The 21,920-nt window shown below is 65.9% G+C and carries 16 protein-coding genes and 1 pseudogene; 10 read left to right on the plus strand and 7 right to left on the minus strand.

What is annotated here, in order from left to right; genetic code table 11:
- Nucleotides 1-586: 586 nt before the first annotated feature.
- A complete protein-coding gene (gene hcp, locus NV1_RS23095; protein WP_067894991.1) occupies nucleotides 587-2,269 on the plus strand; it encodes a hydroxylamine reductase in 1,683 nt (560 codons plus the stop codon).
- Nucleotides 2,269-3,339, plus strand: coding sequence for an FAD-binding oxidoreductase (locus tag NV1_RS23100; protein ID WP_067894994.1), 1,071 nt, complete (start codon nucleotides 2,269-2,271; stop codon nucleotides 3,337-3,339). Before hcp ends, NV1_RS23100 begins: the two co-directional genes overlap by 1 nt.
- Nucleotides 3,340-3,370: 31 nt before the next feature.
- Here NV1_RS23100 and NV1_RS23105 read toward each other — a convergent pair whose 3' ends face one another.
- Nucleotides 3,371-3,772 (minus strand): hypothetical protein, encoded by a 402-nt coding sequence (locus NV1_RS23105; RefSeq protein WP_067894997.1) that lies wholly within the window; start codon nucleotides 3,770-3,772, stop codon nucleotides 3,371-3,373.
- A 121-nt stretch (nucleotides 3,773-3,893) separates the two neighbouring features.
- Between NV1_RS23105 and NV1_RS23110 the strand changes: the two genes are divergently transcribed.
- Both NV1_RS23110 and NV1_RS23115 read left to right on the plus strand, forming a co-directional pair.
- Nucleotides 3,894-6,527, plus strand: a complete 2,634-nt coding sequence (locus NV1_RS23110; RefSeq protein WP_157117280.1) for a multicopper oxidase domain-containing protein — start codon at nucleotides 3,894-3,896, stop codon at nucleotides 6,525-6,527.
- A gap of 198 nt (nucleotides 6,528-6,725) precedes the next feature.
- Nucleotides 6,726-7,037 carry an EthD family reductase gene (locus tag NV1_RS23115; RefSeq protein ID WP_067895000.1) on the plus strand — a complete coding sequence of 104 codons (312 nt, stop codon included), beginning with the start codon at nucleotides 6,726-6,728 and terminating at the stop codon, nucleotides 7,035-7,037.
- Nucleotides 7,038-7,323: 286 nt separating this feature from the next.
- Here the strand turns inward: NV1_RS23115 and NV1_RS23120 are convergent, their stop codons facing one another.
- On the minus strand, nucleotides 7,324-8,352 hold the full coding sequence (locus tag NV1_RS23120; RefSeq protein ID WP_245713873.1) for an alpha/beta hydrolase: 1,029 nt from the start codon (nucleotides 8,350-8,352) through the stop codon (nucleotides 7,324-7,326).
- 668 nt (nucleotides 8,353-9,020) lie between these two features.
- Here NV1_RS23120 and NV1_RS23125 point away from each other — a divergent pair.
- From NV1_RS23125 to NV1_RS46895, 5 genes and pseudogenes are all read left to right on the plus strand, one after another.
- Nucleotides 9,021-9,500, plus strand: coding sequence for an STAS domain-containing protein (locus NV1_RS23125; RefSeq protein WP_245713874.1), 480 nt, complete (start codon nucleotides 9,021-9,023; stop codon nucleotides 9,498-9,500).
- Between the two features lie 31 nt (nucleotides 9,501-9,531).
- Nucleotides 9,532-9,936 carry an ATP-binding protein gene (locus NV1_RS23130; protein WP_067895003.1) on the plus strand — a complete coding sequence of 135 codons (405 nt, stop codon included), beginning with the start codon at nucleotides 9,532-9,534 and terminating at the stop codon, nucleotides 9,934-9,936.
- Nucleotides 9,937-10,001: 65 nt separating this feature from the next.
- A complete protein-coding gene (locus NV1_RS23135) occupies nucleotides 10,002-11,381 on the plus strand; it encodes a PP2C family protein-serine/threonine phosphatase (protein WP_373864645.1) in 1,380 nt (459 codons plus the stop codon).
- Nucleotides 11,378-12,471: pseudogene (locus NV1_RS23140) on the plus strand (cobalamin B12-binding domain-containing protein). The gene NV1_RS23135 and the pseudogene NV1_RS23140 overlap by 4 nt, the downstream one beginning before the upstream one ends.
- A gap of 163 nt (nucleotides 12,472-12,634) precedes the next feature.
- The gene (locus NV1_RS46895; protein ID WP_084525707.1) at nucleotides 12,635-13,003 is read left to right on the plus strand and encodes a cold-shock protein; all 369 of its coding nucleotides are present in this window, start codon (nucleotides 12,635-12,637) and stop codon (nucleotides 13,001-13,003) included.
- A 58-nt stretch (nucleotides 13,004-13,061) separates the two neighbouring features.
- Here the strand turns inward: NV1_RS46895 and NV1_RS23150 are convergent, their stop codons facing one another.
- Complete coding sequence (locus NV1_RS23150) at nucleotides 13,062-13,235, minus strand: CsbD family protein (RefSeq protein WP_067895411.1); 174 nt, start codon at nucleotides 13,233-13,235, stop codon at nucleotides 13,062-13,064.
- Between the two features lie 503 nt (nucleotides 13,236-13,738).
- On the opposite strand from NV1_RS23150, the gene NV1_RS23155 reads away from it, so the two are divergent.
- A complete protein-coding gene (locus NV1_RS23155; protein ID WP_067895006.1) occupies nucleotides 13,739-14,851 on the plus strand; it encodes a glycosyltransferase in 1,113 nt (370 codons plus the stop codon).
- 100 nt (nucleotides 14,852-14,951) lie between these two features.
- Here NV1_RS23155 and NV1_RS23160 read toward each other — a convergent pair whose 3' ends face one another.
- The 4 genes from NV1_RS23160 to NV1_RS23180 form a co-directional block, all read right to left on the minus strand.
- Complete coding sequence (locus tag NV1_RS23160) at nucleotides 14,952-16,670, minus strand: putative bifunctional diguanylate cyclase/phosphodiesterase (protein WP_084525674.1); 1,719 nt, start codon at nucleotides 16,668-16,670, stop codon at nucleotides 14,952-14,954.
- Nucleotides 16,671-16,930: 260 nt separating this feature from the next.
- On the minus strand, nucleotides 16,931-18,280 hold the full coding sequence (locus NV1_RS23165) for an FAD-binding oxidoreductase (protein WP_218027200.1): 1,350 nt from the start codon (nucleotides 18,278-18,280) through the stop codon (nucleotides 16,931-16,933).
- A gap of 914 nt (nucleotides 18,281-19,194) precedes the next feature.
- Complete coding sequence (locus tag NV1_RS23175; protein WP_174557470.1) at nucleotides 19,195-20,307, minus strand: alkane 1-monooxygenase; 1,113 nt, start codon at nucleotides 20,305-20,307, stop codon at nucleotides 19,195-19,197.
- Nucleotides 20,308-20,389: 82 nt separating this feature from the next.
- On the minus strand, nucleotides 20,390-21,418 hold the full coding sequence (locus tag NV1_RS23180; protein ID WP_245713876.1) for a lipase family protein: 1,029 nt from the start codon (nucleotides 21,416-21,418) through the stop codon (nucleotides 20,390-20,392).
- Nucleotides 21,419-21,920 lie beyond the last annotated feature (502 nt).

Genomic DNA, 21,920 nt, shown 5'->3' on the forward strand with positions numbered 1-21,920 from the left:
TCTCGCCGCTCGATACCGAACCGCGTACCCAACTGATACACCGTCTCCCCCGCCTTATACCCGGCGATAAGTTCCTGGACCTGATCGGCGCCCAGTTGGCGGGCCCGGCCAGGTTTGGGTCGATCGGCCAACAGTGGCCCGCGTGCGGTGGGGTCAGGAAGCTTCCGCCGCATCGCTTCCAGGGCTTCTACCTGCGATTTCAGGTTATAGTAAGCTCCCCCAAGGTCCACCAGATCGAAAATTCGCAGGCAAGAGGGCTTGGGCTTTGCGTTATCCGATCAGTACGCGGGCACTTGATCCGGAACTTTCGGCGGCAGAGACCTGGCCGACCCGACGGGCGGATCCTGGGTCGAGCCGCTCGCTGCGCGCCGGGCCGGGTCGCGCACACTGAGTAGATGATGCGGAATCCGGGTTCGGAGTCTGCCGAGTTGCGGCAGGCCATTGCCTCTGCCCCCATATTCGACTCGTTGGATGCCGCCCATGTGGACTTTCTGGCCCGCCGCTTGACTTAGGTCAAACCCACCGTGACCGACGGTTCGTAGCGTGGGATCCATCAGCCGCCCAACGCCGCCGGAGGATTCCCCAAATGTTCTGTTACCAATGCGAACAGACCGATCGCACCGAATCGTCGACCCGTCCGAACCTGCTGACCTTCGGTTGCGCGAGCACGAGGGGCAACTGCGGCAAAGGCGCCACCACCGCCGCGCTGCAGGATGTGCTGATCCACGTCAACCTCGGTATCGGGCAGTACGCGAGCCAGGCTCGCCGGTTCGGCGCGCCCGACCCCCGGTTCGCCGCGCACGCCAGTTTCGACCTGTTCACGACGCTGACCAACGTCAATTTCAATGCCACCCGGTTCATGGCGTTGATCGCCGCCGCCGTCGACATGCGCGACGAGGCGAAGGCGGCCTATGAGAGCGCCGCGCGCGCCGCCGGTGTAGAGCCCGAAACTCTCACCGGCCCAGCCCAATTCATTCCCGCGACGACGATCGCCGAGGTGGTCGCCCAAGCGGCGGCCGTAGGCGTGGACGCCGATCTGGACACCCTCGGTGCGGATGTGGTCGGCTTACGCAATCTGAATCTGTACGGCCTCAAAGGTGTGTGCGCTTATGCGCACCACGCCCACTACCTCGGCTATCGCACCGACGAGACCGACGCCGGTATCGAGTCCGCGCTTGCCTTCCTGGCCGGCGCACCCGCGGATGCCGACGCGCTGCTGGCGCACGCGCTCGAGTTGGGTTCGGTCAACTACAAGGTGATGGAGATGCTCGATGCCGCCAACACGGGCAGCTTCGGCACACCAACCCCCACCCAGGTGCGGGTCACCCCGGTCGTCGGCAAGGCCATCCTGGTGTCCGGACACGACATGCACGATCTGAAGAAGATTCTGGAGGCCACCGCGGGCACCGGGATCAACGTCTACACCCATGGTGAAATGCTGCCCGCACATGGCTATCCCGCTCTGCACGCCTACCCGCATCTGGCCGGCAATTATGGTGGGGCCTGGCAGGATCAGCAGCGCGACTTCACGGCCTTCCCCGGCCCCATCGTGATGACTTCCAACTGCCTGATCGAACCTCAGCCGGCCTACCGCAACCGGATCTTCACGCTCGGTCCGGTCGGTTGGCCGGGCATCCGGCACCTCGACTCCTCAGATCTGTCGTCGGTCATCAAGGCCGCGCAGGCATTGCCCGGATTCACCACCGAGATACCGGCGGAAACCGTCACCACCGGATTCGCGCGCGAGGCAGTCCTGTCGGTCGCCGATACCGTGATCGAGGCGGTCAAAGATGGTGCGATCAAACGCTTCCTGCTGATCGGCGGCTGCGACGGTGCCGCGCCCGGACGCAACTACTACATCGAGGTCGCCGACCAGGCGCCCGAGGACACCGTGCTGCTGACGTTGGGCTGCAACAAATATCGGTTCAACACCCACGAATTCGGTGAGATAGGAGGGATTCCGCGATTGCTCGATGTGGGCCAGTGCAACGATGCCTATTCAGCCGTTCAGATCGCGCTGGCGCTGGCAAACGCCTTCGACTGCGGGGTCAACGATCTGCCGCTCAGCCTGTTCGTCTCGTGGTTCGAGCAGAAAGCCGCCGCGGTGCTGCTGACCCTGCTGTCGCTGGGAATTCGCAATATTCGGCTCGGCCCGACACTGCCGGCCTTCCTCACCCCGGCTGCTGTCGACATCCTGGTCGACAAGTTCGCGATCAAGACCATCGACGATCCCGCTCGAGACCTGGCCGACGCGATGGCCGGTGCGTGATGACCGAGACCGTCGCGTCGACCACCGACACCGAACTATCGTGCTACGAAGTCGTTCTGGTGACCAGGGACGGCGAGGAGCTGGCAATCCCCTGTGATTCGGGGACCACGCTGCTGGAGGCCGCCGAACAGGCGGGGGTGGTATTGAAGTCGTCCTGCCAGAGCGGCGCCTGCGGCTCGTGTTCGGGCGTGATCGCCGCCGGGCAGGTGGAGATGGGCAAGCACGACCCCGGCAATATCGCGGTGCCCGAGAGCGAGGGCGGGATCCTGCTGTGCTGCAGCACCCCCCGAGGTAATTGCCGAATCGAGCTGCCCTACGACCGCGACTACATCGTCGCCGCACCACCGGCCAGGCATCAGGCACGGATCACCGGACTGGAGCGGGTGGCCGACGCGGTGATGCACCTGAAGCTCACGGTGCTCGATGAAGCGGGCGGGCCGGGGTCAGCCGACTTCGAGGCGGGCCAGTTCGTCCGGATCACGGTGCCGGGAACCGATGCCCGGCGCGCCTACTCCCTGGCCAACGTGTCCAACTGGGACGGGGAACTGGAGTTCTACGTCCGGTTACTACCCGGCGGCGTGATGTCGGAGTATCTGACAGCGCGGGCCGACGTCGGCGACGTGCTCACGGTGTCGGGCCCGCAGGGTGCGTTTACGCTGGCGGAGAACGGCTTACGGCCCCGCTGGTTCATCGCGGGTGGAACCGGACTGTCACCGTTGCTGTCCATGTTGCGGCGGATGGCGGAATGGGGCGATCTGCAGCCCGCCCGGCTGTTCTTCGGACTCACCCGCCGCTGCGAGGTCTACGCGCAAGACGCGCTGACCGATCTCACCGGCGCGCTGCCCGGGTTCCGGGCCGATACCGTGGTCTGGCAACCGGATCCGGAGTGGACAGGTGCTACCGGGAATCCCGTGGACGTCGCGGCGGCCGAGGTCGCGCTGCTCGACGAGATGCCTGATGTCTACGTGTGTGGGCCGCCGCCGATGGTCGACGCGGCGTTCGCGGCGTTGACCGCCGCGGGCGTGCCGCGCGAGCAGATCCATTCCGAGAGCTTCTTCACCTCCGGATAGGTCCGAAGTGTCATCGAGTGCGCAATGTTTCTCAACCGGCCAGCAGCACACCGAGAAACAAGGCAGCGAGCGCGCTGATGCCGGTGAGCGCGCCGAACACCGCCAGACCGGCGGTGCTGCGGGAGCGAGCATGCAGGAACGCGCTGATCCCGGACACCGCGACCACCGCGAGCTTGACGATCAGTGTGCTGCGATAGCTGCCGGTGTCCTCGTCCGCCTGCGCGGCGATATTCCATACGCCGGTCGCGATCAGCACCGCGAACGCCGGCCAGGCCACCTGATTGAACCGGCGGGCCGCGGTGGCGACAACCGGAGCGTCGAACCCGCGCAGTGCGGGAACCAGTGCGGCCAGCGTCAGCTGCCCGCCCACCCAGATCGTGGCCGCCAGCACATGCAGGAACAAGCGAATCGTGTCCCATGACACCCCGAGCATGATCGTTGATCACTCCTTCCGGCAGTCCAGCGGGCCGGGGACTTTCGTCCCTGCCGGATCCGATCACCACGCCATACCTTGATCTGGTTTCCACTGGAACAGTAGTGAAAAAGCTAGGTGGTTGAACAGCTTGACCGACCTCGAACCGTCCCCGCAGCCGAGTTACCGGCGTTCGCCGCTGAACGAGACCGGCTCCTCACGGCGCCGTCGCCACCTCGTGGCCGCGAGCTTGATCGCAGGGTATCTGCTGGTAGCCGCCGCGGTGGTGGTGGCTCATCGGCTGGTGTCGCTGCCGGAATGGCTGGCGCTGCATCTGCTGGTGCTCGGTGCGGCCAGCAACGCGGTGCTCGTGTACAGCAGGCATTTCGCACAGGCGCTGCTGCATGCCAGGCCGGCATCGGAGCGCCCGGCGAACCTTCGGCTGACCGTGTTCAATACCGGTGCGATCGCGGTCCTTACCGGTATGTCGATCCGGTTGCCGTGGCTCGCGGCAACCGGGGCGGGACTGATCGTCGCGGTCGTGCTCGCGCACACGGTCAGCCTGATCCGCATGGCGGCGGCCGCGAAACTGTCCGGGCAGTTGCGCGTGGTGGTCCGGTACTATGTCGCCGCCGGTACGTGCCTGATCGTCGGCGGCACCCTGGGCGGGCTACTCGGTGGTGGAGCGGTACGCGCACCCGGCTGGGAACAAGCCCTGCGACTGACACACGCGCATCTGAATTTGCTGGGCTGGCTGGGCCTGACCGTGGTCGGCACCCTGTTCATGCTGTGGCCGGCGGTGCTGCGCACTCGCATGACGGCCACAGCGCCGGACACAGCCAGACGGGTTCTGGTGATCATGGTCGCCGGTCTGGCTCTCGCCGCGGCAGGCACATTGCTCACTGGTCGCGCAGCGCAATGGCACTGGATGGCGGCCGCCGGCATGGCGGGCTACACCGGTGGCGCGGCGTACGCGCTGTTGCCCGCAGCCCAGGAAATGCGTGTCAAACCTCCCCGCTCGGCCGCCCCGGTGGCGTTGCTCGCCGGCTATGGCTGGCTGCTCGCGGCCCTGACCATCGATGTCGTCGGTCTCACCCGAGGCAGCGGCACCGCCGACGAAGTGCTCGGCCGCCTGCTGGTACCGGTGATCGGCATCGGGGTCCTCGCCCAGATTCTGACCGGCGCCCTCACGTTCCTCATCCCGGTGACCGTCGGCGGCGGCCCGCTCGGCAACCGCCGACTCAGCGCGGTGCTGACCTATGCGTGGCTGCCCCGAACCGTGCTGGGCAATCTGGGAACCCTGCTGCTCGCCCTGCCGATCGCCGGCGGATTGCGTGTCGTGGCCTGGGCGCTGGTGCTGACCGGCTTCGGATCGTTCCCGGTCCTGGTGGCCGCGGCCCTGGCAGCACTGCTCCGGCCCGCCGCCACCGCCACCGGCCAGTCCACGACTCTTCCGGTGCGGCGACCGGACGTCCATGAAATTCTGGCCGTCGGGTGCGTGGTGACGGTGCTGGTGGTGCTGGGCATGGTGGGTTCCGGCACCTGGCCGAATCATCGCCATTCGGCCGCACCCGCCGCGGTGACGGTGACCTCCGGCGTACCGGTGCCGATCACCGTCGATGAATTCGCCGTCACCCCAGCCACTCTCACCGTCACTCCCGGCACGGACCTGATTCTCACCGTGCACAACACCGGCATGATGAGCCATGACCTCGAACTCGACGGCGAACACGGCACCGGCATGCTCGCCCCCGGCGGCGTCCAGACCGTCGACCTCGGCGTCGTCACCCACGACGAGCAGGCCTGGTGCACAGTGCCCGGACACCGCGAAGCCGGAATGCTGCTCGCCATCCACACCACCTTCGCCGAGCCGAGGTCCGGACAACCGGATCCGGCCATGGCCGGTCTCGGCGCGGCGACTCCCCCTCCGGCCTGGCGGCCCTACGACCCGGCGCTGCGCCCCGCGCCCGGCGGCACCGAACACGAGGTCGCGCTCCGAGCCGAACAGACCACCATCGACGTCGCTCCCGGTGTGCGCCAACAAGTGTGGACATACAACGGCACCGTGCCCGGCCCGATGATGCACGGCCGAGTCGGTGACCTGTTCACCGTGCACCTGATCAACGGCGGCACGATGCCGCATTCCATCGACTTTCACGCCAGCCAGGTCGACCCCGGAATCGCCATGCGATCGATCCCGCCAGGTGGTGAACTGACCTACTCGTTCCGGGCCGAACATTCCGGAATCTGGCTCTACCACTGCGAAACCGCGCCCATGATCCAGCACGTGGCGATGGGAATGTACGGCGCAGTAGTAATCGATCCGCCCGGCCTGGCCCCGGTCAGCACCTCGAAGGTATTCGTGCAGTCCGAGTTCTATCTCGGCCCGAACGGCGGTGTGCCGGCACTGACGCAACTGCTGGCCGCGAACCCGAACCTGGTGCTGTTCAACGGCTACGCCGACCAGTACCGCCACGCGCCGATTCACGTACCCGCCGGACAGCGCATCCGCCTATGGATACTCGACGCCGGCCCCAACGAGCCCACCGCCTTCCACGTGGTCGGCGCCCAGTTCGACACCGTCTTCAAAGAGGGCGCGTATCTTCTGCAACCCGGAAACCCCGCCGATGGCGCCGCGCAGGAACTGGATCTGCAGCCCGGCGCCGGTGGCTTCGTGGAATTCACACTCCCCCAACCGGGCACGTACACCTTCACCACACACCGGCTCGCCGACGCCGAGCGCGGAGCCATGGGCACCCTCATCGCCGACCCGTGAGGAACTCTCCCCATCATCGCAGCGGCGCGAGATGAGCTGCTATGCAACGTCTTTCAGGCTGCCGAACAACCGATATGCGGCATGAGCGGATATTCGCTCGTGCTCCTGCTCGTGTGCTTTTAAGGTGGTGCCGGTATGGCGACGGCCCGAGATCTCCGGGGTGTTGTGGTCGCTCGCCGCTGAACGGAGGTTGTTGTTGTGCACAAGCTGATGGTCCTGTATCCCGAGCCCGCCGATCCCGACCACTTCCGCGACTACTACGTGAGCAACCACCTCCCGCTGGTCACGCGCATGCCCGGCCTGCTCGCGTGGCGCTACAGCTTCGAGGTGGCAGCGACGCAGGGACAGACGCCGTACTTCGCGGTCTTCGAGGCCGAGTTCGCTGACGCTGCGGCAATGACGGCGGCGAGGGCGTCTCCGCAGGGCCGGCAGGTGGCTGCCGATGTCGCCAACTACGCCACCGGTGGCGCGGTCGTCATCCACTTCCCGGTGCAGAACGGCACCTGCTGAGCAAGACAATGCCGTCGGCATGCTGTGCACAGTCGGCATGGCCGGCCCGTATCGCTACCCCGGCTTTCAAATGTCAGGATGAACCCTTGGAAGTCACTGGACACATGTCAAGAAAGTCGGGTTCATTACCCTGATCCGACGCTGTTCCGGACCCGTTACCGCCGCCGCCAACCGGGGCCCCGCTCGCGCGACTCCGGTCGGGTGATCCTTGGTCGATGCGGCACAGCTGATCGAGTTCGTTCGGGAGTATCAGCCTGGTGCGTGCCGTACCCCGGACGGTCGTGGTTCAGTGACCGGTGTCGAGTGCGTGGGCGATCAGTGGCCAGGACCGGGCCATTTCGTCGGTCCAATAGGGCCAGGAGTGGGTGCCGGTGGGGCGCAGATTCACCGTCGCGGGGATCTTCAGTTGCGCGAGCCGCTGAGCGAGGGCGGTGGCGCAGGCGTAGGCACCGGCCTCGAGAGGGCCGCCGACGGTGATGTCGTCGGGCAGGTCGGCCTGCCCTGGCACATCGTGCTCGCCGGGGATCCCGCTACCCGAAGACAGGTAAACCGCAGTGCCACGCAGAGCGGTCGCGTGGGTCATGACGTCATGGGCGAGCCAGTCGGGATCATCGCGCGAGCCGAACATATTGTCCGGGTTGCCGTGATAGGTTTCCACGATCGCGCGAGCCTGGTCCTGACCAGGACCTGGAGCGGTGCTGTAGCAGCCGCTGTGCGCGGCCACTGCCCGATACAGGCCCGGGTTGCGTACCGTCAGCATCATCGCCGCCTCCCCACCCATCGACACCCCCTCGATAGCCTGGCGGCCGTTGCCCTCGAAGCGTGCGTCGATCAGCGGCGGTAATTCGCGGGTGAGGAATGTTTCCCATTTGTTGGTGCCCAGTACCAGGTCGCGGCGCTGCCAGTCGGTGTAGAGGTTGGCCGGTCCCCCGGTGGTCAGCACGACGTTGACGTTCTTGTCGGCGAAGAACTGCACCGCATGCCCGTGCTCGGTCCAGCTGCTTTCGTTCTCCGGGGCACCGCGCCCATCCAGCAGGTACAGACTCGGCCGCGGCCGACTGCGGTCGGCAGGCAGCAACACTTGCACCTGAACCACCCGGTGCATCGCCGGTGACTGCACGAACACCCGCAGCCACCGGTCGGTGATCGGCTCGATCCGGGTGATGGCCGGCCGGGTGGGAAGGGTAGCGCTGCTTTCGGCGGGGGCCTGGTACCCGCTGGAGGAACCCATGTCCGGACCGGAGGTCGGTGGCGCCGCCGCAGCCAATCCTGTCGCCAGTACCAATATTCCCGCCGCCGAAACGACCTCGCTCACCGCGCGCCACCCTCGCACCCGCTGCGCTTCCAGGTGTCGCCGCGGCGATACCTCGGCATCATCGTCGATATTTTCCTCGGATGTATTCCTTTTCTTGCGGAGTTTGTCACAAATGGTCCGTTGTGCGGACTTTTCGAAATCGCAGGACACGACTCGAGTAAAACCCATGAACAACCCGTTCTTCACGCATGGAAAGGAACGTGTTCCTGTTCGGTGAGGTGGTCGCGAAATTGCGCCAGGAAATCCGCGAGACGGAGATGTGGCACACCATCTTTCATGAGCCATATCACTACCAATGGTGGGGATATGGGGTGGGATCGTGTTGTCTGGTGCGCGCGCTCGCCGACCGGCTCGACGGCCTGTGCACGGAGAACCGAGCCCGTCCGGTCTCCGGGAGCTGTGACGCCCGAGGACACCGTAGACGCGGCAGTTGCGATCGCGGGGCCACTGTTCTACCGGAGGTGAATCTCCCGCGCCGCGGCCGCGACAGCCATGACGGGCTCCGTTCGGGGGTGGGATTCGCGCGGCGGGTTGGCGATGGCCGGCCGACGCCAGATGGTGACGGCCTCCTCGGCCGGGTTGAACTCGGATACTCCGCAGTAGGTTGAGCAACACAGCCTCTCCGAGCCGCTCGGTCACTCCGGGCCCGAAGCCGTGCTTTTTTGCCGGTGGCCGTCGATGTCGAAGGACAACTCTTCCCCATCGACCCGGCGATCCGTATTCGCTGGGTATTACCGGCGCGCGGGATTTCGGAACTGGCAGAAAGGTCATCAGTGCGCTACGAAGATCAACGGCGCGGTTTCACGATCGACGTGGTCTCGGTCGGCGCGACCGCCATCGTGGCCACGATCGGCGAGGTCGATATGCACACTGCACCTCGCCTGGAGGAAGCCATCGACCACGCGCTCGCCACCCGGCCGCGCCGGCTCGTCGTCGACCTGTCGCGGGTGGGTTTCTTCGATTCGTCGGGGTTGAACGTTCTCCTGCGCGTGGTGCGCGACCGAGAACTGCGCGTGGTGGGGTCCGAGGTGGTGCGGCGGCTGATCGAGCTGACCGGACTGACCGAGGTGATCCGGATGTTCGGGACCGTCGACGATGCGCTCGCCGGGCCATCGCCGGTGATCGGTGGACGCCGTGACGACGAGTAGCGGACGGACCGCAGGGAAACGGACGGAGTCGATGGCAGGTTCCGGCTGCACCGCGGCCCCACTCCATATCGAATTCCGGGCGCACACAGCGGAACTCGGTCGCGTTCGCGGCCTACTCCGGTCGTGGCTGGCTCAGATCGTGCCGGACTCCCGGCAACTCGACGATGTCCTGCTGGCGGTGAACGAGGCTTGCTCGAATTCGATCGAACACGGGCATCGCTGCGATGGTGCGATCATCCACCTGCACGCGACCGGGGGTGAGTCGTTGCGCATCACCGTCTCCGATGCCGGTACCTGGCGCATTCCCCGCCGAGACCCGCGGATCGACCGCGGACGCGGCCTGCCCCTGATGCGTGCCCTGATTCCCGACACACGCGTCCTACCCGGAGCTTCCGGTACGACGGTCGAATTCGTCGTTCCCCTGCCCGCCCCGTGACCGAGAACGTGCCGTGCCGGCCCTTCCGGCACGACCGCCCCACAATCTTCGGAGGAGAGCACTGCGTGGACGATTCGCTCGACGTCGCGGACCCGAGTCGTGACCAGGACACCATCGAGGGCCTGACGCGACTGCTGCACCGGACCCGCACGGCACTGGCCGACGAGCAGGAGCGGACCGCGTTCCTCGCCGAGGCATCCGACATCCTGCTCGCCTCGTTGAACGTCGAACGCTGTATGGAATCGACGGTGCGCATGGCCGCACGTCACCTCGCGGACGCAGCGGTGGTCGTAGCGCCCGCCGTCGGCTATCGCCTGCCGATGACCTCGTGCGAAACCTCGAGCCTGGTCCGTCATCAGCTCGTCGAGGAAGACCCCGAGGACGTGGCAGGGGTCAGCGAAGCCCTACGCGGCTTTCCACCCGTGCCCTCACGCTGGATCGATCCGGCAACGGTGCCGCAGTGGCTCATTCCCGCCGACTTCTCCGGTCCGGTGGGCTCGGTCGTGATCACGCCGTTGCCCGGGCACGGGGTGCCGGCCGGAGCCCTGGTACTGCTGCGGCGAACCGGTCAGCAGGTCTTCAGTGAACGCGACGAGGTCTTCGCCCAACTGTTCGCCGCTCGCGCCGGCGGCGCACTGTCCGCAGCCAGGCTCTACGCCGAACAAGCGAGTATTACCGGCATATTGATGCGCGAACTGCTGCCGCCGCGGCTGCAGCGGGTGCACGGTGTGGAATTGGCCGGGGGCTACCGGGCATCGGCCGACCACGAAGTCATCGGCGGCGACTTCTACGACATCCATCCGGGCGCCACACCGGACGCGGAGACCCTGGTCGTGCTCGGCGACGTATGCGGCAAGGGGCTGGAGGCAGCGGTGCTGACCGGCAAGATCCGCAATACGCTGCACGCGCTGGTGCCGCTGGCAGGCGACCACCTGCGGATATTGAACCTGCTCAACAGCGCGCTGCTGTCGTCGCATCACGACCGGTACGCCACCGTGCTGCTGGCATCGGTGGCCCGTCGCGAGGACCGGGTGACGCTGCGACTGACCTCCGGAGGGCATCTTCCGCCGATGATCGTGCGCGCCGACGGCACGGTGCAGACGGCCGACACCCGCGGCCAACTGGTCGGCGCCCTCCCCCGCGTCACCGCGAGCACCTTCCAGACTTCGCTGGCACCCGGCGAAACCTGCCTGCTCTACACCGACGGGGTCACCGAGGCCCGCGGCGGCCCGCTCGGGGACCGGATGTTCGGCGAACAGCGGCTCCGTGCCGCGTTGAGCGACTGCGCGGGTATGCCGGCCGAAGCGGTCGTCGAACACATTCAGATGCTCACCTCGCAGTGGGTCGGTGCACATCAGCACGACGACATCGCCGTCGTTGCCATCACGGCTCCGCGCCATCCGACCGCTATCGACCAGCCCGGCGCAGGAGGGCGCATCGTATGACCGAAGACAGGATCAGGACCGCGGCGGACCCGCATCGCCTCAGCGAAGAACTCTGGCGCGCTGTCACCGACCGTGACGAGCATGACGCCACCGCGATCGTTCTCGGCGCGGTGGAGACGGGTCTGAGTCCGGAAGTGGTGCTACTGGAGGTGATCGCGCCCGTCCAGCGCCGGGTCGGCACGGAATGGGCGGCCAACCGGATCACCGTGGCCCGAGAGCACGCTGCCACCGCGATCAACGATCGCGTGATAGCCGCACTGGCGCGGCACCCCGCCGCGAAGCCCACCATGACCGCCGGCCGGGTGACCGTGGCCTGCGTGGACGGCGAATGGCATGCGCTGCCCGCGCGATTGTTGGCCGAAGTGCTGCGCCTGCGAGGCTGGCGCGTCGATTTTCTCGGCGCCCAAATGCCCACTCAGCACCTCGTCGCGCATCTGCATCAGCACAACTCCGACGCGGTGGCACTGTCTTCCTCGCTCTCCACCCGGCTTCCGACCGCGCACGCCGCGATTACCGCGTGTCAGGCGACCGGCGTCCCCGTTCTGGCAGGCGGCGCCGCCTTCGGCCCGGACGGTCGCTACGCGCGACTGCTGGGCGCCGACGCGTGGGCGCCGGACGCGACAGCCGCCGCCGAACTCCTCGGCCGAGGGCTGCAGCGCGCTCGCCGCTATCCGCAGGGCAAACCAGTGGACGACCTCCCGCATCTGGCTGATCAGGAGTACACCATGGTCACCCGCACGGCAGCACAGCTGGTCGAAACCACTGTGCTGGAACTGGAAGACCGGTTCCCGCCGATGCGAGCCTACGACGAAGCGCAGCGCGAACGAACGGTCGAGGACATCGCACACATCGTCGAATTTCTGGCCACGGCTCTCTACGTCGACGACGACGACCTGTTCCGGGGCTTCATCACCTGGACCGCAGACATTCTCGACGCGCGCAACGTCCCGGTCATCTCCCTGTCTCCGGCCCTGGACATCCTCGCAACCCGATTGAGGACTTTCCCCGGGCTGGGCGACTCCTGGCCGCTGGCCGAGACTGTCTCTTCCGCAAGATCGATTCCTCCCATCCGACGGCAGGAATCAGCTGAAGCCGACTCGGGGGCATTTCCCTACTTCTTCGCCGGTTGCCATCGCATTTATGCGTCAAGTGAAACAACCACGCGATAGCGATGAACTCCGCTCCGGTTTGAAACCCGGATAAATGGGTCTTCCCGTAAGGCATGGTTTCGTTTGATGAGGGAGATGATGAGTATGCCCGCCACGGGTGTCTCCGGGGTTTGCCACAGCGCGTCGGGTGCGTTGGCATCGACCGAGCAGAAGCCGGCGCACTGGCCCGACCCGCATACCCTGTCGACCACCTGGCGGCAGGGGCTCGTCTCCTGGTTCGACGCCGAGAAGGGCTTCGGCTTCCTCAATTCCTCCGATGGTGGAGATCCGGTGTTCGTCGATTTCCAGGTCATCGATGCTCCCGGCTACAAGACCCTCGTCGGGGGGCAATCGGTGGCGTTCACCGCCGTCGACACCAAGCGCGGCCCCGAAGCCACCGAGGTCCGCACCTCTCCCGATGTCACAGCGATCGGCCCCGCCGGACGGATCGACAGCCGCTGTTCGCTGTGTTGACGCTGTCGAAAACGGTCGGCCACCCCGCGCGGGGTGGCCGACCGTTTTCGACAGCGGCTCAGTTATCGAACGCGTCCTTCACCTTTTCACCGGCAGCCTCGAGGTTCGATTTCACCTGATCGACTTTGCCTTCATTCCGCGTGCCACGATCGCCGGTGGCCTCGCCCAATTTCTCTTTCGCCTTACCGGCCAATTCGTCGACCTTGTTCTTCGCCTTATCGATAGCACTCACCACATATCCCTTTCGATTGAAGCGCCGACATCCAGGGGCATTGACTACGCCATACCCGGCCCTGCGCAGCCGAAACAATACGATTTCCCGCACCGCGTCGAGAAAGCTGACGCGCGGATCATGGTGCAGATCCACATTCTGCCGATATCAACGACCGAGACATCGAGTGATATTTTTCCGGAACCCGTCGAATTCACTGAACACACTGACATCCAGGATCAGCGCCGCGTCAGCACTCGCGATAGAACCCGCCCCTGCCGACCGATCGAGTGTGCGATGCCGTGGAGCGATTCCCGGCCCTCCCCGTCCCGAGGCGGGCCGGTATCGTTGGGCAGCAACTGGTTCAGCCATGCGACCGTCAGAGTGGGAGCCCGGCGGCGGCGAGGTCCGGCCCGACTCTCGCTCGACGTGGCTTGCGCCCGTGTGATCGCGCCGAGCGCGGGTATTGCCACTGCCGGACCGGCTGGACGAATAGTGAGTGGTGTTGTGGATCGAATAGCGTTATGAGGGTCCTGTTCGCCGCGACACCGTTGATCGGGCATCTGTTCCCGATGCTGCCGCTGGCACGATGCCTCCGCGATCGCGGGCACGAGGTGCTGGTGGCCAGCGGCGGAGCAGCAGTCGCCGCGGTCACGGGCGACATCGATGCCGTCGACATCGCGCCCAGCATCGGGAATGTGCGGGCGGTGGTGCGGGGGCTGGGCCCGCATCCCGTCCTGGCCGCCCGATCGGTGGCCGGCAGGGCCGACCCCCGCGGCGGCGCCCATGTCTTCGCGGTGACCAACAAACCGATGATCGCCCCGCTCACCAGGACCGCCGAACGGTTTCAGCCAGATCTCGTCGTCCACGAACCCTTCGCCGCGGCAGCGGCGATCGCGGCGGCCCGGATCGGTGTCCCGGCCGTGTTGCACAACATCGCCCTCGACAACGGCACGCTGATCCGCCGCGAGCTGCTACGGCTGCTGTGCGGTCGTGACGAGCCCGCCGCTGCGGCGACCCTGTCGGTCGCGCCGCCGAGTATCGCGTCGGTGCCCGGTTGGCCCCTGCAATACACCCCGTACGCGCCATCGGGCGCGCCGGTCCCGCCGATATTTCGCGACCCGCCGGTGCGACCACGCATCGTCGTGACTCGCAGCACCATGCTCGGCGACGGGCCCGACGCCATGCTGCGCTCGGTGCTTCGCGCGGCCCCGCAGGTGGACGCGGACATCGTCATCGTCCGCCCGAACCGCGCAATCGCGCGCTCATCACGACGCCTACCTCGCAACGTCCACACGGTCGGATGGATCGCGTTGCACCATGTCCTGCCCACCTGCACCGCGATGGTGGATCACGGCGGCGCCGGCTCGGTGCTGGCCGCTCTGTGCGCGGGAATCCCGCAACTTGCCACACCCGCCCCGGGGGACCGCCGCTGGAACGCGGAGTCGGTCGAGTCCCGCGGTGCGGGCCTATCCGTCCCCGCATCCAAAATCACTGCGGCACATCTCAATACACTGATCACGGACGCGAGCCTGACGCGCTCGGCGCAGGCGGTGGCCGCCGAGATCGCCGCGATGCCCACCGTCGAGGACACCGCGGACCGTCTCCTCGCCGCATACGACGCTACCCGCGCGTGAAAAGCGCACAATGACGCCGAGGCCGTTGGCGCCAGGCTGTGCCGAAGCGCGGGTAAGTCTCGGAGCTGTGCCGTCGGGTGGCCGATCCAGACGTGGACGATCAACGCTTGTCCTGCGCGGCCACGTCGCGCTGCTCGAGGAGTATGTCGAGAATCGCCTGCGCGGTCTGGGGGCCGCTGAAGTAGTAGCCCTGCACCAGCGAGAAGCCGAGATCGCTGAGCACTGCCGCTTGGTGCGCGTTCTCCACCCCTTCGGCGATGACCTCCATGTCGAGCGCCTTGCTCAGCGCCTTGATCACCCCGAGCAGCGGCGGCGCGGGTGAGTCCGCGGTGATCGCCGCGACGAAGGACCGGTCGACCTTGAGGATGTCCGATGGAATGGCCGCCAGCCTGCTCAACGACGAGTAACCAGCGCCGAAGTCGTCGATGGCGATGCATACGCCGGTGTCCCGCAAAGCGTTCAGGTTGTCGATCGCATTCTGTGACTCGGCCTCCAACTGGGTCTCGGTAACCTCGAGCACGAGCTGGCCGGGGTGCCAGCCGGTGCTGCGCAGAAGGCTCAGCACCCGATTGGCGTAATCGTTGTCGGCCAGCTCGAGACCGCTGACGTTGACGTTCAGCGTGAGGTCGAGATCGGCGACGGCTCGCTGCAGCCGGGCCGCGTCCACACAGGCCCGGCGCAACACCACCCGGTCCAGGTCGGCGATCAGGTTGTACTCCTCCGCGGCGCGGATCACCCCGTTCGGGCTGAGGCCGGGCTCGATGGCGGAGGACCAGCGCAGCAGCGCCTCCACGCCGACCACCTTGCCCCCCGAGTCCAGGCTGACGATCGGCTGGTACCGGACTTCCAGGTCGTCTTCCGCGATCGCCCGGCGCAGTTCCCTGGCCAGGGCGATGCGCTGCCCGGATTCCAGCCTGGTCAGGTTGTGACCTGCCTGCTTGGCCCGATACCGGCCTACATCGGCCCGGCTGACCAGCATCGACGCCGGTTCACCCGGTTGCCATGACGTGACGCCCGCACAGCAGCCGGTGGTTGTCACCGCGCGCATCCGGTCGGTCAGCCCGACCGCGGTCCGTTCGGTTGTGTCCGGGAGCAGCACCGCGAACAGATCGCCACCGAGCCGGGCCAACGTCTGTTCCGGTTCCAACAGATTGCCCCAGGTGTCGGCGACCTGCTGCAACACCGCATCGCACGTCGGCTGATCGAGGTGGCCCTTGACCGTCTCGAAGCAGTCCAGGTCGGCCAACACCAGCGCGGGGCGTTGGCCGAGCCGACCGGCCTTGGCGATCTCGGCGTTCAGCAACCGGTCGAAGCCGCGCCGGTTGAGCAGGCCGGTGAGCACATCGATGTCGGCTTCCGCGGCCACCCGGGCCAGAATCGCGACCACCACCCCGACCATCACGGTCACCCCGGCCGGGATCACCCCGATCCACCATTGCAGTTGTTCGCGAGTGCCCAACGCCACCATGCAGCACACCGCGGCGAACGCGATCTCCAGTCCGGTGATCTGCGTGCTGAAGAAGAACGCGGCGTCGCAGGCGACGAAGACGTACAACGACGACAGCGTGACCGCGGCGGTGATGCCGGGGAGCCAATGAATGGCGATGGTGATCAACACGGTCCCGAGCGAGACCAGAATCGGGTGCGCGCGCACCGGCATCCGTTCGCCCATCAAATACACCAGGATGCCGGTGAGAATCGCGACCAGCGCGACCCCGAACACGACGGCGCGACTGCCCGGCCCGTCGCCCGTCAGTGCGGTCACCGCCGCAGCGAGCAGTCCGCCGACAAAAAAGAAAGCGCCCGTCGTCCAGGACATGAGGTTCGCTGTGGCTACCGCCGATGCTGCCCGCGTCCGAGTGCGGGAACCACCGCGGGTTCCGACTCCTCGCATCTCTCCAGAGTAGCCATATCACCTGGAAAAGACGGATTATCGAGGTAGGGTCCTTAGCTGAGTGTTAACGGGATGCGACCGGACATGTACCGAAGAGGCTGCGGCGGCGACGGTGCGGGCTGGGATATCGGCGAAGGCACGGACCTGTTCGCGGAGCCGCGCGGGCAGTCATGACCGACTGTCGATCAGGGTGACGCGGGCGGGATACTCTGCTCGTACCGGAAGACGTTGCAGGGGTCGTACTTCGCCTTGATCCTGCGCAGTCGCTCGAAGTGCTGCCTGCCCCAATAGGCGGTCTCCCACCCCTGCGTTCCGACGTTCGGCACGTTGACATAGGCGCCGTCCACGTAGGGCCGCAGCGCCTGGCTGAACTCAGCGATCCAGGCCTGGGCCTGCGCGGTCAGCGGGTGGCTGACGCCTGGTTGGGTTGACCGGGTCCCCCAGGCCGCGCCGATCTCGCCGTAGAAAAGCGCGTCGCGATGCACGAACGCGGTGCCGCCGCGCGGCTCCCGCTCCAGCGCCCCGCCGAAGGCATCGACGAAGTAGTTGCTCTCCTCTGTGGGAGCGTTTCGCATGAAGGAGCCGATGATATCGATCGCCTCCCTCGGGAACTGCTCTTCGACGAACTGCGAGAAGAATTTCCAGTTCGCGGGCTCCTGCGCGAGCGGAAGCTGGGCGCCCGCGAAGATATCGCCCCAGTTGCCGACCCGCACCGTGACGTCGGGCGTGCCGACCGACAGGATCGGAGCCAGCATCTGTCCGATCTGCGCGGCCACCCCCTCCGCGAGCCACGCGGACAGCAGGATCTGGGACTTGTGGATCTCGAGCTCGGATCCGAGACGGCTGTCGGCGGACGGAACCGTACGCTGCCATGCCTCGAAGACCTCGGGCAGGTGCCCGAGTCCATTCCATGTCGCCTGCACATTGGCGAGCCGCGTGAGCGGATACACCTTGTAGGTGAGTTGTGTGACGATCCCGAAGTTGCCGTTGCCCGCGCCGCGAAGCGCCCAGAGCAGGTCGGAGTGGCGCCGCGAGTCCACGTTGATCACCTCGGCGCGGTCGGAACCCGACGCGACGACGACCTCGGCCGCGATCAGGCTGTCGCAGGCCATGCCGAGCCAACGGTTGAGCGGCCCGAGGCCACCGCCGAGCGTCGCACCGCACACGCTTACGCTGCCCTCGCTTCCGGTTGTGATCGCAAGGTTGTGCGCGGCGAGCGTCGTCACGGCTTCCAGCTGGTTCAGCCCAGCACCGACCGTTGCGATGCGAGCGCCGGGGTCGATCTGGACCGACTTCAGCCGGCTGACATCGATCACGATGCCGTTGTCGACGTTCGACCAGCCCTCGAGGGCGTGGCGGCCGCTGCGCACCCGCAGCGCGACGTCGTGCTGCCGCGCCCACGTGAGGGCGTTCACCACGTCCTCGGTTTCCTGCGCGAAGACGATGACCAGCGGATAGTGCGAAAAGAGCTGGTCCCAGCCGAGTCGCGCGTCCGGGTACGATCCGTCACCGGGGCGGACGATGTGACCGGTCAGCGTCGCGGGCGGGCATCCCTGGCTCTCACTCGGGTGGCCCGCGGTCGTATTTCCCGGGGCGCTCGCGTCTGCGAAATCCGCAGTGTCCGCGGCTGTGAGGCCCGAAACAACGACTGCTCCGACGCCGGCGGCCGCCGACGTCCTGAGCAGCTCACGGCGAGAAAGATCGCTCAAGTCCAGGCCCTCTCGATCGGGCTACGCCAGTACCGAACTGCCGAAGGAACTGCACCCGCGGACCCTGGATCCGGTGCCCGCCGGTCGCCGGGCATCGGCTGTCAACCTTCTATTTCAGATGCACCACACGAAACTGCCCAGGGGGAAGCAGATGTGGAGGGACCCACCACCACCGATCGGGGTTGCCTGGTGCGATGTCGCCGCCACGGGCGAGGGCACCGTGGCCGGCATCGTGCCGGCTGCCGCCGCTGGAGCTACGAGCACCCCCAGGGGCACCGCCAGCATGGTCACTGCCATTATCTTGCTCTTCGCTGTGAACATTTTTCCGACCTTCGAGAGACTTCGATCCGGGCCATGACGGTCTGCTGACAGCCGCCATCTCGACTTTTCACCCGGTGGGGTGTTGGCGGCGGCGATGATTACCATGCTCCGGAGCCGACGTCCTCACCGTGAGCCTTGCAATCATTTGCTCAGGCAATGACCGGCCATGCACCGTGGATAACCATTGAACGGCTCTGTTCGCCGGTCCGTCTGCCGCCTGACATGCCGTCCGAATCGGGCGCTGCGACGTCGCTCGAAGCGGACAAGTCGCCTGGGTACGAATGGAAGACCCGCTCGTCAGCTTACTCCGATGTGACGCAAAGCACAGAGTCCAGCCAATGTTCAGCTATTCATATCGTTCATATTCTTTCGGCCGACCGGAATCGGGCGGCGGTCAGGATACCCAGCCGACGGCCGGCCTATGGCCCCTTGTTCACGAGCGTCGGGTCGCCGCCGTAGTGCGCGAGCACCCGGCGATCCATCACCATGCGCCACAACGGTGTGATGAAGGCCAGCAGGACCATGGTCGCGTAGCCGTACGGCAGTTGCGGCGCCTCTTCGGAGCTGCGCAGCGTCTGATAACGACGGCCCGGATTCGCGTGATGGTCGCTGTGTCGTTGCAGGTGGAACAGAAAGACATTGGTCACCAGGCGATCGCTGTTCCAACTGTCGCGCGGTGAACACCGCGTGTAACGGCCGTCGGCGCGGCGCTCGCGCAGCAAACCGTAGTGCTCGATGTAGTTCACCGTCTCGAGCAATGTGATGCCGACCATCGCCTGCAATATCAGAAAGGGGATGATCACGGGCCCGTAGACGAGAATCAACGCACCGAACAGCACGGCACTCACGGCCCACGCCTGCAGCAGATGGTTATCTCGGCTGAGCCACCTTTTTCCTTGCTGGGCCAGGCGTTTACGTTCCAGGCCGACCGCCGAGCGGAAGCCGCCGAGGATACTCCGGGGAAGAAACTTCCAGAGTGACTCACCGAATCGGGCGCTGGCCGGATCTTCGGGTGTGGCGGCGCGGACATGGTGACCGCGGTTGTGCTCGACGTAGAAGTGCCCGTACAAGGATTGCGCCAGCGCGATTTTGGCCAGCCAGCGCTCGAGTTTTTCGATTCTATGGCCGAGTTCGTGTCCCGCATTGATACCGACACCGGAAACGAACCCCATGGTTGCGGCCAAGCCCAGCTTGTCGACGAGTTTCAGTTCCGGACTGGACCACATGAATCCCGCGATGACCAGCCCGATGAACTGGATCGGCAGGAAAGCATAGACGCACCAACGGTAATAACGATCGTTGGTCAGCGCCTCGTAGTCCTCGTCGCGCGGGTTTCTGCTGTCGATTCCCATCGCGATGTCCAGGAGCGGAATCACCCCGAGCACGGCGATCGGGCCGATCCACCAGAACAGTTCGAGCCCGGTGAGGCGCACCAATTGCGAGGGCAGCAGGGCGCCTGCGGGTGCCAGTGCGCTCAAGAACCAGAGGTAACGCTTGTGGTCGCGAACGTCGTCGCGCCTGAAAACCGTCATAGCCGTCCCACTCATCCCGTCGAGGCGGATCAACACCGGGCCCCACATCGCCGCGGTACGGCATTCTCACAGGGACTCAGTGCTACCTGGGGCATTCGTTCGGCGCTGGTTCACCACGGAGCCGCGCGTTGATCCAGTCGTTGACTCCGGAATAGCTGGTGACATAACTGGTCAGATGTTCACCGGGCACAATGCGGAACACGGCCGGAACGCCACGGCTGCACTGTTCGTCGTACATACGCTGCACGTCCTCGAGCGGAAGCCAGGGATCCCAGGCACCGTGATAGATGTACAACGGAACACCGGAGGTCCGATCGGTCAGATCCATTTCGCGGTACAGCTTTTGGGCCAGCGGGCTGTCGAGCGGGTTACCGATGTTCGTCGCCGCGTCCATCGGGATACCGACCACGCCGAGCGGTCCATCGGCATCGCCACACATATCTCGCGTCGGAGATGTCACCACCCACTGCGCGAGATGATTCATGTACTGGAGCATCTCGGGATGTTCGCGTGCGATCGCCGCCGACACCGACAACAGGATGCCCGATGCGATCCAGCCGTTGAAGCGGTGCGCGATATCGCGATAGTCGGAGGCCAATCCACCCGTGGCCACCCCGGTCAGAACCTCGGACAGGTCCGGCGCGTATTCCTTCTGCAACATCGCCGTGGCGTAGGCGGCGATCGCTCCACCCGAGTAGCCTGCTACGGCGTAGCGACTGTTTCCGAGCTCCGGCATCGCATTACGAACAGCGCGAATCGAGTCGAGCATCACGTGCCCGGCCACATTCGGCTCGCCATATGCCATCAGCGGCCCTTCGTGGTCGGGCAGGAGAACCGCGTGCCCCTGGTTCAGGGACGAATACAGGGCCGGCAGGAACCAGATGAGATCGGTGTTGGTTCTATCGAGGATGCTGTGCGACAACTGGTAGCCCGGGGTGCAGTGCGCGCCGAGAGCATTGATCGGCATCGCGTTCACCTCCACCGGGCGGGGACCGGGACCGTTCCACGAGGCCGCCGGGGTGATCAATGTCGCGGTGCCGAAGGAAGGTGTGCCGGTCGCCGAGGTAGAGCGGAACTTCAGCAACGTCGCCCGCTGGATAGGCACTGTCATATGCTGTCTTGTCGTGGCCGTCACATCACGCGATTCGATAATCTGCCCTGGCTTCAGGGCGGCGAGATTCGCGGGCCAGGCGTCGAGAATCGGATCCCCTGTGGGTGAGGACAATAGTCCACGCCACAACGCCGCTTGTTGATCAGCGGCGGATCGCTCAGGGCCGACAGTCAATTGCGGCGGTTTTATGTTGTTATCGATCCAGCTCTGCAGCGGGGAGGGAGGGAGAATACCCGGCAACTGCGGCGGCGGGCCGATCTGCGGACCCTCATCGGCGCGAGCAGGCTGTTCGCCCAACAACACGCAACTGACGAGAACGGCCACCGCAACGGCCAGAAACCCTCTCACAAGCTCACATCCTTTTGGTCGGACGAAACTGCCGGGAGTGTTCTCAGTGATAGTGGTCGAGCTATGCAACGTTATCAAGGGTCTTCGGTCCTGCACCGAGAAGACCCGTAACGAAGCGATGACACTGCCGAGAGACAGTGCTCGGTGTCCGTAC

This window comes from Nocardia vaccinii NBRC 15922, from assembly GCF_001613305.1.
Lineage (GTDB): Bacteria > Actinomycetota > Actinomycetes > Mycobacteriales > Mycobacteriaceae > Nocardia > Nocardia vaccinii.